Source organism: Methylorubrum podarium, assembly GCF_040270385.1.
Lineage (GTDB): Bacteria > Pseudomonadota > Alphaproteobacteria > Rhizobiales > Beijerinckiaceae > Methylobacterium > Methylobacterium podarium.
On the sequence record NZ_JBELQE010000030.1, the window covers coordinates 120202 to 132506 of the forward strand.

Consider the following 12305-nt stretch of genomic DNA (forward strand, 5'->3'; position numbering starts at 1 on the left):
CGCGGAAGGCTCGGCGCCGCAGCTCAGTACCAGGGACGGTAGAACCGGGGCCGGTGGTAGTAGTGCGCGCGCCAGTAGGGCCGGCGGTAGAAGGGCCGCGGCCCCCAGTAGGCGTGCCGGTAGTAGGGGCGCGGGCGCCAGTGGACGCGGCGATAATGGTAGCGCGGCCCCCAATAGGCCCGGCGGTAGTAATGGCGCGGGCGCCAATACGCGTGACGATAATGGTAACGCGGACGCCAGTGGACGCGGCGATAGTGGCGTCGGCCGTACCAGTGAACGTGGTTGAGCAGGGGCGACTCCCCCGCTTGGGCGGTGGCTGGAGCCACCGGGATCGGGGCGGCGTTCGCGGTGGCCGCCAGGCCGGCGAGACCGCCGAGCATCCCGAATGCCAGGATGACCAAACGTAGGACACGCATCGGACAGGACTTCCTTCCGTTCCGTCCATCTCCTCTCGTGGGCCGCGCGGACGGTCCACGGCCCCGTCATGCGCGGGCGCAGATCCCGCTCACGGCTCAAGGCAACGCTTCACCGCTCGGCTCGGTTCGGTCGCGCGCGGCCTCGTGATCGAATCCGCGAGCGAGGCCGGCCGCGATGGATCGGCCGGCGACCTCCTGCTAACGGAGGTGCGCCCCTCCCCGCCGGGAGGCGGCGTCCCGTGCGACCTCGAAAAGAAGCCGCCATGCCGCTGAACGTCCCGACCTGGTTGCGTTTTCTCCTGCCCCGCCGCTTCCGCAAGACCCCCCCACGGGTCGCCGTGGTGCGCCTGAGCGGGGCGATCGGCGCCGTCTCGCCGATCCGGCCGGGCCTCTCCATCGGCACCGTCGCACCGAGCCTGGAGCGCGCCTTCACCATGCCGGGCCTCTCGGCGGTGGCGCTCGTCGTCAACTCCCCCGGCGGCTCGCCGGTGCAGTCGCACCTGATCTACCGGCGCATCCGGGCGCTGGCGGCGGAGAAGGATCTCAAGGTCTTCGCCTTTGTCGAGGATGCCGCGGCCTCGGGCGGCTACATGATCGCCTGCGCCGCCGACGAGATCGTCGCCGACCCCGCCTCCCTCGTCGGCTCCATCGGGGTGGTCTCCGCCGGTTTCGGCTTCGACCGGCTGATCGAGCGCATCGGCGTCGAGCGCCGCGTCCACACCCAGGGCGAGGCCAAGGCGATGCTCGACCCGTTCCGCCCGGAGAACCCGCAGGACATCGCCCGGCTGAAGGAGATCCAGGCCGACGTGCAGGCCCTGTTCACCGGCCTCGTGCGCGAGCGCCGGCCCAAGCTCGACGCGAGCCGCGACCTGTTCACCGGCGCGGTCTGGACCGGGCGGCAAGCGCTCGAGCTCGGCCTCGTCGATGCGCTGGGCGACCTGCGCGGCACGCTGCGCGCCCGCTACGGCGAGACGGTCGACCTGCGCCTCGTGGCCGAAACTCGTGGCTCCTGGCTCGCCCGCCTGCTGCGCCGCGCCGGGCCGGGCCAGACGGCCGAACTGCCCGACGCGCTGATCGCGGCGGTGGAGGAGCGCGCCGCCTGGGCACGGCTGGGATTGTAGGCGAGGTCCGGTTCCGGCCCCCGCATCGGCGGCGTCCGTTCCATCACCGGCTTGCCGATAAGCCCGACATACTGTACCGATCGGTCTTGTCCGAACCGATCGGTACAGAAAGGTCTGCCATGTCCCGTCCCCCGCTTCCGCCCTTCACCGATGAGACCGCCGCGCAGAAGGCGCGCATGGCGGAGGATGCCTGGAACAGCCGCGATCCCGAGCGGGTCGCGCTGGCCTACACGCCGGACAGCGTCTGGCGGAACCGGGCCGAGTTCGTTCGCGGGCGCGAGGAGATCGCCGCCTTCCTGCGGCGCAAGTGGGCGCGTGAGCTGGAGTATCGGCTGATCAAGGAGGTCTGGGCGCATCAGGGCAACCGCATCGCCGTGCGCTTCGCCTACGAGTGGCGCGACGACAGCGGGCAGTGGTTCCGCTCCTACGGCAACGAGAACTGGGAGTTCGACGAGGCGGGGCTGATGCGCCGCCGGATCGCCTCCATCAACGACCTGCCGATCGCCGAGGCCGACCGGAAGTATCACTGGCCCCTCGGCCGCCGGCCGGACGACCACCCCTCCCTGAGCGATCTGGGGCTGTAGCGCGTGGCCCGCACCGTCGCCGAGCGGTCCGACGTGTTGCCGCTGCTCGCGGAGGTGTTCCGCGAGCACGGCTACGAGGGTGCGAGCCTGTCGCTGATCTCGACGGCGACGGGGCTCGGCAAGGGCAGCCTCTATCACTTCTTCCCCGGCGGGAAGGCGGAGATGGCGGACACCGTGCTGGCGGAGATCGACGGCTGGTTCGAAACCAACGTGTTCCGCCCCCTGCGGGAGGCGGATGACCCGGCGGCGGCCGTGGCGGCGATGTTCGCGACGGTCGCCGACTACTTCCGCTCCGGCCGCCGCGTCTGCCTCGTCGGGGCCCTGAGCCTGAGCGATGCCCGCGACCGTTTCGCGGGCCGGCTCCGGGACTATTTCGCCCACTGGGTCGAGGACCTCGCCGGGGCGCTCGCCCGCGCGGGACACGCGCCCGAGACGGCCGGCGCCCTCGCCGAGGAGGCCGTGGGCGGCATCCAGGGCGCGGTGGTGCTGGCCCGCGCCCTCGACCGGACGGAAGTGTTCGAGCGGATCGTCACCGGGTTGCGGGAGCGGTGCCTCGCCCGCCCGTGAGAGCGGTTTGTCTCAGCGCGCGCAGCCGGCCGGGGCGCCGTAGCCGGAATAGACGACCCGGACCTTGCGGGCGCAGGTCTCGGCCGCCGGCATGGCGGCGACCGGGGCGACCTCGACGGGCGTGACCGCCACCGTCTTCTCGACCGTCGCGGTGCCGTCGGGCGTGGCGAGCGCGTTCGACGCGCCCATCATCAGCGACGTGGTGGCGAGAGCGGCCGCGACGAGCGCGGCGAAAACAGTCAATCCCTTGCGCATGATCTGTCTCAGACTGGTATCCGCTCGCCCGGAGGAGCGAAGCGAGGCTGTTCCTTTGCCGCATTAACTTGGCTGAAAGCTTTGCCGTTCCCGCTCTGAGCCCTCGAACCGCAAAAAGATGTGCCGGGACGCACCGGGGGGCCCGCGGCGTGCCCCGTACGGGGCCTCCGGCTCGCAAAAGCCGGCCGGCGCCCCATATCAGGGACACCCTCCGCGCAATTCCGTGCCTTGGGCGTTCAAGCGGAGGCCGACATGGCTCTTGCTCCGGAAAAGGGGGGCGCACGCCCCGTCTCTTCGTCCGACTTCAACGAACGCGTGAAACGCCTCCTGGCGGCGAAGCCGGTGGTCGAGGCCGTTCCGAAGGAGCGCAAGGACAAGCGGACCTTCGGCCGCTCCGCGCCGCGGACCTGACCGACCTGCGGGGTGCCGTCGCTTGACACCCCGCCCCCCGCTCTTAAACGGTCCGGCAGCTTCCCACCTGCCGGATCTTTCATGTCGAGCGACGCCGACCTTTCGCCCAAACGCTCGTTCCAGGGCCTGATCCTGACGCTGCAGCGCTTCTGGGCGGCCAAGGGCTGCGTGATCCTCCAGCCCTACGACATGGAGGTCGGCGCGGGCACCTTCCATCCGGCCACCACCCTGCGGGCGCTCGGCCCGAAGCCCTGGAAGGCGGCCTACGTGCAGCCCTCCCGCCGCCCGAAGGACGGGCGCTACGGCGAGAACCCGAACCGGCTGCAGCACTATTACCAGTTCCAGGTGATCCTGAAGCCGAACCCGCCGAACCTCCAAGAGCTCTACCTCGCCTCGCTGGAGGCCATCGGCGTCGATCTCAAGCTCCACGACATCCGCTTCGTCGAGGACGATTGGGAGAGCCCGACCCTCGGCGCCTGGGGCCTGGGCTGGGAATGCTGGTGCGACGGCATGGAAGTGAGCCAGTTCACCTACTTCCAGCAGGTCGCGGGCTTCGAGTGCGCGCCCGTGGCCGGCGAGCTGACCTACGGTCTCGAGCGGCTGGCGATGTACGTGCAGGGCGTGGAGAACGTCTACGATCTCAACTTCAACGGCGGCGAGGGCGACGAGCGGGTCACCTACGGCGACGTCTTCCTCCAGGCCGAGCAGGAATATTCCCGCCACAACTTCGAGGCCGCCGACACGGCGATGCTGTTCCGCCACTTCGCCGACGCGGAGAAGGCCTGCCGCGCCTACCTCGACGCCGGCGCCCCCGAAACGGACGGCGCGCGCCACCGCATCGTGCAGCCGGCCTACGACCAGTGCATCAAGGCGAGCCACGTCTTCAACCTGCTCGACGCCCGCGGCGTCATCTCGGTCACCGAGCGCCAGAGCTACATCCTGCGGGTGCGCGAGCTGGCCAAGGCCTGCGGCGCCGCGTGGCTGAAGACCGAGGCCGGCGGTCACGCCGCCGCGGCCTGAGATGCGCCGCCGCGCCGTCCTCGCCCTCGCCCTGCCCCTTGCCTTCGGGCTCCTCGCCGGGCCGGCCCTCGCGCAATCCGCGACCGATCCGGTAGAGACCGTGCGGGCCTTCTACGCGGCGGACGACATCAACGCGGTGCGCTTCTACGTGAAGCGGCTGCGCACCCTCTACGAGCGCGACCAGCGCGAGGCGAAGGGCGAGGTCGGGCGGCTCGGCTTCGCCTTCCACGTGAACGGCCAGGACACCGAGCCGGGCTTCGCGAAGTCGCTGACGCTCGCGCCGCTCTCGAGCGAGGGCGACCGGGCCGAGGTGCGGGCGACGTTCCGCAACGGCGGTCTGCAGGAGCTGCGCTACAGCCTCGTGCGCGAGGCGGGCGCCTGGAAGATCGCCAATGTCCGCTCGCTGAAGGGGGAGACCTGGGATCTGATCGCCATCCTCTCGGAGCCGCTGCAGTAGCGCGGGCCAAGCCGCACATCCGAGGGCTGTCTCCGTCATCGAAGCGACATCTGAGGGGCGTAGGCGCGCCGCCATTCGAAGGCTGATGAGACGCGCACGATGTCCGACCTGCCCGATGCCCCGACCCTCGACGCGGTGATCGCGCACCGCTTCTCCCGGCGCGACCTGATGCGCGGCTCGCTCGCCGCCGCCCTCGCCGCCGGGATCGCACCGCAGGCCACACCGGCTGCGGCGGCCGACGCCCCCGCCTTCGACTTCCCGGAACTGACCGCCGGCGTCGATGAGCACCTGCACGTCGCCGAGGGCTACGAGGCGAAGCCGCTGCTGCGCTGGGGCGATCCGCTGTTTCCCGGCGCGCCCACCTTCGATCCGAGGAAGCAGAGCGCCGCGAATCAGGAGCGCCAGTTCGGCTACAACAACGATTTCGTCGGCTTCATCCCCCTCGATCAGGAGGGCCGGCGCGGCCTGCTCGTGGTCAACCACGAGTACACGAATGCCGAGCTGATGTTTCCCGGCCTCCAGGCCGCCGACCGCAAGGGCGTGATCGCCGGCTTGAGCCCGGAACAGGTCGCGGTCGAGATGGCCGCCCATGGCGGTTCGGTGGTGGAGATCGTCCGCGAGGCCGACGGCTGGCGCCCGGTGAGCGGCTCGCCCTATACCCGCCGCATCACCGCGCAGACGCCGATCGACCTCACCGGCCCGGCGGCCGGCCATCCCCGCCTCGTGACCGAGGCCGATCCGAGCGGCCGGCGGGTCCTCGGCATGATCAACAACTGCTCGGGCGGCGTCACGCCCTGGGGCACGTGGCTCTCGGGCGAAGAGAACATCAACTACTATTTCGGCGGCGCCCTCCCCGCCGAGCATCCGGAGGCCGCCAACGCCAAGGCCATCGGCATGGGCAGCCTGCAATATGCCTGGAGCCGCTTCCATCCGCGCTTCGATCTCACGCAAACCCCGAACGAGCCGAACCGCTTCGGCTGGGTGGTCGAGATCGATCCGTTCGATCCGGGCTCGACCCCGAAGAAGCGCACGGCGCTCGGCCGCTTCAAGCACGAGGGCGCGGCGGGCGCCCGGTCGCTCGACGGGCGCTACGTCGTCTATCTCGGCGACGACGAGCGCTTCCAGCACGTCTACCGCTTCGTCAGCGACGGCCGCGTGCAGGCTGAGCGCGGCGCCAACGCCGACCTGCTCGATTCCGGCACTCTCAGCGTCGCCCGGTTCGAGCCGGACGGCACCGGCCGCTGGCTGCCGCTGGTCCAAGGGGCGAAGGGGCTCGTCGCGGAGAACGGCTTCGCCTCCCAGGCCGACGTGCTGATCGAGACCCGCCGCGCCGCCAAGCAGCTCGGCGCCACGCCGATGGACCGGCCCGAGGACATCGAGGCGAACCCGCGCACCGGCCGCGTCTACGTGATGCTGACCAACAACGTGAAGCGCACCGCCGACCAGACCGATCCGAGCAACCCGCGCGGTCCCAACGCCTTCGGCCACGTCATCGAGATCGCCCCCGACGGCACCGACCACGGCGCCGACACCTTCCGCTGGGAGGTGCTGGTGCGGTGCGGCGACCCTTCGAAGCCGGACGTCAAAGCGAGCTTCTCCGCCCTCACCACCGAGAACGGCTGGTTCGGCATGCCCGACAACTGCGCCTTCGACGGCCGCGGCCGGCTCTGGATCGCCACCGACGGCAACAACCGCCGCGCCACCGGCCGCGCCGACGGCATCTGGGCGGTGGAGACGGAGGGGCCGCGCCGGGGCACGGCGCGCCACTTCCTGCGGGTGCCGGTGGGCGCGGAGATGTGCGGCCCCTGCTTCACCCCCGACGACGAGACCTTCTTCGTCGCCGTCCAGCACCCCGGCGAGCCCGACGAGGAGGGCGCGCTCGGTTCCTACGAAAGGCCTTCGACCCGCTGGCCGGACTTTTCGCCGGACATGCCGCCGCGGCCGTCCGTGGTGGCGGTGCGGCGCACGGGCGGCGGGCGGATCGGGTGACGGGCCGGATTGTCAGAAATGACAATCGGTGGAGGCGCGATGATCACAAACACGGTGTTTGTTATAATCGCCACGCCCTCGCGCTCATCCTGACGAAGCGGCGGCGTTGACAGACAGGGCCCGTCCCCCATCTCGACGCGGCTAAAGCGGCCGGCTATTCCCGCGCGCATGCCTGACCTCCTGCTCGAACTCCGCTCCGAAGAGATCCCCGCGCGCATGCAGCGGCGTGCGGCCGAGGATCTGAGGAAGCTCGTCACCGACGCGCTGGTCGAGCGCGGTTTCCTCTACGAGGGCGCCAAGGCCTTCGCGACGCCGCGGCGGCTGGCGCTGCACGTCGCCGGTCTGCCCCCGCGCGGCGAGGCCGTGCGCGAGGAGCGGCGCGGCCCCCGCGTCGGCGCGCCGGACGCCGCCGTGCAGGGCTTTCTCAAGAGCGCGGGGCTGTCGAGCCTCGATCAGGCCACCACCGTCACCGATCCGAAGAAGGGCGAGTTCTACCTCGCGGTGATCGAGCGGCCCGGCCGCGAGACGCTGGACGTGCTGGCCGAGATCCTGCCGGGCATCATCAAAAGCTTCCCCTGGCCGAAATCGATGCGCTGGGGCGCGGCCTCGGCGCAAGCAGGCTCCTTACGCTGGGTGCGCCCGCTGCAATCGATCGTCGCGACCTTCGGCCCCGAGACCGAGACGCCGGAGACCGTGCCGTTCTCGGTCGACGGGATCGCGGCCGGCACGGTCACGGTCGGCCACCGCTTCCTCGCGCCCGAGCCGTTCGAGGTGCGCCGCTTCGACGACTACGCGCAGGCGCTAGAGCGCGCCGACGTGATCCTCGACGCCGACCGGCGCAAGGACATCATCCTGCACGACGCGAAGGATCTCGCCTTCGCCCGCGGCCTCGACCTCGTGGAGGACGAGGGCCTGCTGGAGGAGGTCGCCGGGCTGGTGGAGCGGCCCGTGGTGCTGATGGGCTCCTTCGAGGAGCGCTTTCTGGAGATTCCGGCCGAGGCGATCCGCGCGACGATCCGCGCCAACCAGAAGTGCTTCGTGCTGCGCAAATCCGGCTCGGAGGAGCTGGCGCCGGCCTTCCTGCTGGTCTCGAACCTCATCGCCTCCGACGGCGGCGCGGCGATCACCGCCGGCAACGAGCGCGTGGTGCGCGCCCGGCTCTCGGACGCAAAGTTCTTCTGGGAGACCGACAAGGCCACGAAGTTAGAAGATCGGTTGCCGAAGCTCGACACGATCGTCTTCCACGAGAAGCTCGGCACGCAGGGTGAGCGCGTCGCCCGCATCGCCGGGCTGGCGCGACGGATCGCCTCCGCGATCGATTTCCAGCTCGATCCCGATCTGGTGGAGCGCGCGGCGCGCCTCGCCAAAGCTGATCTCGTGACCGAGATGGTGGGCGAGTTTCCGGAGCTGCAGGGACTGATGGGTCGCAAATACGCGACCCTGCAAGGCGAAGACCCGCGCGTCGCAGCCGCCATCGAGGAGCATTACAAGCCGCTCGGCCCGAGCGACCGCGTGCCGACGGAGATCGTCTCCATCGCGGTGGCGATGGCCGACAAGCTCGATGTGCTGGCCGGTTTCTGGTCCATCGACGAGAAGCCGACCGGCAGCAAGGATCCGTTCGGCCTGCGGCGCGCGGCGCTGGGCGTGATTCGGCTGATCCTGGAGAATGGGCTGCGTCTGCCGCTCCTCGACGGGCCGATCTGGGATGCCTTCGACGAGCAACCGGGCAAGCTCGCCGTCGTCATGGACCTGTCCGGAGACGGGTCGCATGTTGGCGCCGGGATCGAGGAGACGGATGTCCTCGTCGATCCTCGGGCAAAGGATCTTCTCGCCTTCCTCGCCGACCGCCTCAAGGTCTATCTCCGCGACCAGGGCGCCCGCCACGACCTGATCGACGCCGTCTTCGCCCTGCCCGGCCAGGACGACCTGCTGATGGTCGTCCGTCGCGTCGAGGCGCTGGGCGAGTTCCTGGGAACGGACGACGGCAGGAACCTGCTCGCCGGCTACAAGCGCGCGGCCAACATCCTGCGCATCGAGGAGAAGAAGGACGGCCGCGCCTACGACGAGGCCCCCGATGCGGCGCTCGCCGCCTCCGGCCAGCCGGAGGAGCGGGCGCTCGCCGAGGCGCTGGCCGCGGCGCGCGAGGAGGCGTCCGCAGCGGTGGCGGCCGAGGATTTTTCGGGGGCGATGCGGGCGCTGTCGCGGCTGCGGGCACCGGTGGACGCCTTCTTCGAGAAGGTCACCGTCAACGCCGACGACCCGGCCCTGCGCCGGAACCGGCTCCTGCTGCTCAACGCCCTGCGCGCCGCCACCCGCGAGGTCGCCGACTTCTCCCGCATCGAGGGCTGACGAGGAGAGACCGGCCGGGTCCGCGTTGCGACCCGGGCGCTCGGCGTCGGCCTGGCGATCCGGGCATCCCGGCGCCACTGTACAATTTCAGACAAAAGTAGATCGGCAAGTCAAACCTTATTCCCAGGGTGTGAATTACGGCTGATCGGCAATCGCCGTTCGCATCGAAACATGCTTAAGATCTGGTAACGTTCCACTCCGAGCGCTTTCCGACGTCGTGGATGCCGGTTCTGCGAAAGAAAGCGCGTCAAAACGAAGGTCTGGAGACGCCGGCCCGACGCGATCGGGTCGGCGTGTCTCGTATCGGTCGATGTCGGGTTTTGATCCTCTTGTTCTGATCGACGCGTGCTACGCGGCGGCCCTCGATCCGGAGAAGTGGTCCGGCGCACTCGACGGGCTCGCCGATGCGCTCGGGGCGCGTGGGACCGTCATCGTGTCTCACGATCCGGCGCGCACGGCGCAGACCTTGGCATCCGAGCGGATCGCCGATGTCGGGGTCGATTACGGCGCCGGCGGCTGGTGGCAGCACGACACGCGCATCCGCCTCGGCCGCGAGCGCGGCCTGCTGCGGCCGGGCGCGGTCATGGTCGACGAGATGTACATCGAGCCGGACCGGAAGCGCACCGATCCGTTCTTCCAGCACTTCATCGACCGGCACCGCCTCGGCAATCTCTGCGCCTATGTCGGCGCCGACCCGATGGACCGTCACACCCTGTCGTTCAGCGCGCCCCGCGACGTTCGGAAAGGCCCGTTCGAAGGGTTCGAGGTCGAGCGGCTGGGGCTCGTCGGCCCGCACGTGATCCGCGCCTTCCGGCTCACGGCGCTCGTCGGGGACATGCGCCGAGAGGCGGAGGGGCTCACCTCCGCCCTGGAGCGGATGCGGGCGGGAATCGTCATCCTCGACGCCCGCGGCCGCGTCCGGCTCGTCAGCCCGGCGGCGGAGCGGCTGGCGGCCGGCTACATCGCCCTGCGCGGCGGCGCCGTGCCGGAGGCGGCGGAGCCCGTCGAGAGCGCGCGCTTCGACCGCTTCCTGGCCGACATCCTGCCGGACCGGGCATGGCCGCGGCAGGACATCCTCCTTCTGCGCCGCCGGGGCGGCGGGCGCCCGCTCTCCGTCGAAGCGCTGCCCCTGCGCGGCGGCGACCCGTTTCCGGTGGCCGGCGCCGGTCTCGGGGGCGGCGTGGTGCTGCTGCTGCGCGACCTGCTCGCGCCGGCCACGCGCCCGATCGAGCCGCTGCTGGAACAGCTCGGCCTCACCCGGGCCGAGGCGCGGGTCGCCGCCCTGGTCGGACAGGGATTCGCACCGCGGGAGGTCGCGGAGCAGTTCGCCGTCAGCGAGAGCACGGTGCGCAGCCAGCTCAAGGCCGTCTACGGCAAGCTCGCGATCCGCCGACAGAGCGAGCTCGCGGTCTTCATCACCCGCCTCGACAGCCTGTGATACGGTTTCCGATTGATTGGTTCGGGTTTTGCCCCACCCCCGTCATCCCGGGGCCGCGCAGCGGAACCCGGGATCCACCCGTGATGCGCAGCTGGAACATGGCGTCCCAGGCCAGTCGTGGATTCCGGGTTCGCTTGTCAGCGCCCCGGAATGACCGGAAGGGGCATCGAAGGAATCAACCGGAGATCGTCTGACAACCATCCCGCCCTACTCGGGCTCATCCCGGCGCTGGCGCAGTTCGGGGGCGGGCTGCTCCGGCTCGGCGACCGGCGTTCCCTGGCTCTCGGAGCGGCTCGAATCCACGAACAGCCGCGCCTCGCCCTCGCGGATGCCGAGGCTGCGGAGCGCGTAGGTCATCATGCCGAGCGCCAGTTCCCGCTCGGCCATCAGGACGAGGCCGACGCCGTCCTCCTCCAGCCGGCGGCGCTCGCTGTCGCTGTGGGTGCGCACCACGCTGTCGATGCCCGGATTGGCGGCGCGGGCCTTGGCGAGCAGCCGCCGCGCCTGGTGCGGGTCCGGGGTCGCCACCACGACGAGGCGGGCGGTGGCGATGTCGGCGGCATCCAGGATGCCCGGCGCGGTGGCGTCGCCGAACACCGCCGGCACGCCCTGCGCCCGCAGATCCTCGACCCGGCGCCGGTCGCGCTCCACCACGACGAAGGGCAGGCTCCAATCCTGAAGCGCCTTGCCGATGGCGCTGCCGACGCGGCCGTAGCCGATGATCACCGCGTGGTCGTGCAGCGCGGGGGCGGCGCGCACCGGCAGCGGCGCGGCGGCGCGGCGCTCGAGGCGGCGGCGCAGTTCCGGCCGCTCGCCGAGCCAGCGCGACACCCGGTCGGCCAGGACGAAGAACAGCGGGTTGAGGGTGATCGACAGGAGCGCGCCACCGAGGATCAGGTCGCGCCCCTCCGGCGGCAGCAGCTTCAGGGAGATGCCGAGGCCGGCGAGGATGAACGAGAACTCGCCGATCTGCGCGAGGCTCGCGGCGATGGTGAGCGCCGTGCCGACGGGATGGCCGAAGGCGAGGACGATGGCGATGGCCGCGAGCGACTTGCCGAGCACGATCACGCCGACCACGCCGAGGATCGAGAGCGGCGCCGTCAGGACGATTCCCGGATCGAACAGCATGCCGACCGAGACGAAGAACAGGACTGCGAAGGCGTCCTGCAACGGCAGGGAATCGGCCGCCGCCTGATGGCTGAGGTCCGATTCGGCGAGCACCATGCCGGCGAAGAAGGCGCCGAGGGCGAAGGACACGCCGAACAGTTCGGAGGAGGCGTAGGCGATGCCCACCGCGCTCGCCAGCACGGCCAGGGTGAACAGCTCCCGCGAGCCGGTGCGGGCGGCGAGCGCCAGCAGGTAGGGAACGACCCGGCGTCCGCCGATGAGCATCACGGCGACGAACACCCCGACCTTGGCCAGCGTCAGCCCCAGCGTGAGCCACAGGCCGTGATCCGGCCCGACGTGATGGCCCGCCATCCCGACCGTGTTCCCGCCGAGGGAGGGCGCCAGCGCCGGTAGCAGCACGAGGGCCACCACCATGGCGAGATCCTCGACGATCAGCCAGCCGACGGCGATGCGGCCCTTGTCGGTGTCGAGGAGGCCGCGCCCTTCGAGCGCCCGCAGCAGCACGACGGTGCTCGCCACCGAGAGCGCCAGCCCGAAGACGAGGCCCGCCCCCGCGCCCCAGCCGAAGCC

11 protein-coding genes are annotated in these 12305 nt (G+C 70.9%); 8 read left to right on the top strand and 3 right to left on the bottom strand.

The features are described 5' to 3' along the window. Positions 1-23: 23 nt before the first annotated feature. Positions 24-416 carry a hypothetical protein gene (locus ABS772_RS04675; RefSeq protein WP_350392523.1) on the bottom strand — a complete coding sequence of 131 codons (393 nt, stop codon included), beginning with the start codon at positions 414-416 and terminating at the stop codon, positions 24-26. 263 nt (positions 417-679) lie between these two features. Between ABS772_RS04675 and ABS772_RS04680 the strand changes: the two genes are divergently transcribed. The 3 genes from ABS772_RS04680 to ABS772_RS04690 all read left to right on the top strand — a co-directional run bounded on the left by ABS772_RS04680 (position 680) and on the right by ABS772_RS04690 (position 2688). Continuing rightward, on the top strand, positions 680-1537 hold the full coding sequence (locus ABS772_RS04680; protein WP_350392524.1) for a S49 family peptidase: 858 nt from the start codon (positions 680-682) through the stop codon (positions 1535-1537). A 119-nt stretch (positions 1538-1656) separates the two neighbouring features. Next, complete coding sequence (locus ABS772_RS04685) at positions 1657-2121, top strand: nuclear transport factor 2 family protein (RefSeq protein WP_238256945.1); 465 nt, start codon at positions 1657-1659, stop codon at positions 2119-2121. Between the two features lie 3 nt (positions 2122-2124). Beyond that, complete coding sequence (locus ABS772_RS04690) at positions 2125-2688, top strand: TetR/AcrR family transcriptional regulator (protein WP_350392526.1); 564 nt, start codon at positions 2125-2127, stop codon at positions 2686-2688. A 12-nt stretch (positions 2689-2700) separates the two neighbouring features. Here ABS772_RS04690 and ABS772_RS04695 read toward each other — a convergent pair whose 3' ends face one another. After that, entirely contained in the window at positions 2701-2943 is a 243-nt protein-coding gene (locus ABS772_RS04695) for a hypothetical protein (protein WP_238256943.1), read from the bottom strand. A gap of 492 nt (positions 2944-3435) precedes the next feature. On the opposite strand from ABS772_RS04695, the gene ABS772_RS04700 reads away from it, so the two are divergent. From ABS772_RS04700 to ABS772_RS04720, 5 genes are all read left to right on the top strand, one after another. Continuing rightward, positions 3436-4374 carry a glycine--tRNA ligase subunit alpha gene (locus tag ABS772_RS04700; RefSeq protein ID WP_350392527.1) on the top strand — a complete coding sequence of 313 codons (939 nt, stop codon included), beginning with the start codon at positions 3436-3438 and terminating at the stop codon, positions 4372-4374. Position 4375: 1 nt separating this feature from the next. Continuing rightward, positions 4376-4831, top strand: a complete 456-nt coding sequence (locus ABS772_RS04705) for a DUF3828 domain-containing protein (protein ID WP_350392529.1) — start codon at positions 4376-4378, stop codon at positions 4829-4831. Between the two features lie 99 nt (positions 4832-4930). Next, a complete protein-coding gene (locus tag ABS772_RS04710; protein WP_350392531.1) occupies positions 4931-6820 on the top strand; it encodes a PhoX family protein in 1890 nt (629 codons plus the stop codon). Between the two features lie 168 nt (positions 6821-6988). Then, positions 6989-9169, top strand: a complete 2181-nt coding sequence (glyS, locus tag ABS772_RS04715) for a glycine--tRNA ligase subunit beta (protein WP_350392533.1) — start codon at positions 6989-6991, stop codon at positions 9167-9169. A gap of 310 nt (positions 9170-9479) precedes the next feature. Next, positions 9480-10607 carry a helix-turn-helix transcriptional regulator gene (locus tag ABS772_RS04720; RefSeq protein WP_350392535.1) on the top strand — a complete coding sequence of 376 codons (1128 nt, stop codon included), beginning with the start codon at positions 9480-9482 and terminating at the stop codon, positions 10605-10607. A 207-nt stretch (positions 10608-10814) separates the two neighbouring features. Here ABS772_RS04720 and ABS772_RS04725 read toward each other — a convergent pair. Then, positions 10815-12305: cation:proton antiporter domain-containing protein (locus ABS772_RS04725; RefSeq protein ID WP_350392536.1), on the bottom strand; the 1491-nt coding region annotated here is incomplete at its 5' end.

Coding starts and splice junctions, on each gene's coding strand:
- ABS772_RS04675 (WP_350392523.1), bottom strand. CDS start 416: ATGCGTGTCCTACGTTTGGTCATCCTGGCATTCGGGATGCTCGGCGGT.
- ABS772_RS04705 (WP_350392529.1), top strand. CDS start 4,376: ATGCGCCGCCGCGCCGTCCTCGCCCTCGCCCTGCCCCTTGCCTTCGGG.
- ABS772_RS04710 (WP_350392531.1), top strand. CDS start 4,931: ATGTCCGACCTGCCCGATGCCCCGACCCTCGACGCGGTGATCGCGCAC.
- glyS (WP_350392533.1), top strand. CDS start 6,989: ATGCCTGACCTCCTGCTCGAACTCCGCTCCGAAGAGATCCCCGCGCGC.
- ABS772_RS04680 (WP_350392524.1), top strand. CDS start 680: ATGCCGCTGAACGTCCCGACCTGGTTGCGTTTTCTCCTGCCCCGCCGC.
- ABS772_RS04700 (WP_350392527.1), top strand. CDS start 3,436: ATGTCGAGCGACGCCGACCTTTCGCCCAAACGCTCGTTCCAGGGCCTG.
- ABS772_RS04695 (WP_238256943.1), bottom strand. CDS start 2,943: ATGCGCAAGGGATTGACTGTTTTCGCCGCGCTCGTCGCGGCCGCTCTC.
- ABS772_RS04720 (WP_350392535.1), top strand. CDS start 9,480: ATGTCGGGTTTTGATCCTCTTGTTCTGATCGACGCGTGCTACGCGGCG.
- ABS772_RS04685 (WP_238256945.1), top strand. CDS start 1,657: ATGTCCCGTCCCCCGCTTCCGCCCTTCACCGATGAGACCGCCGCGCAG.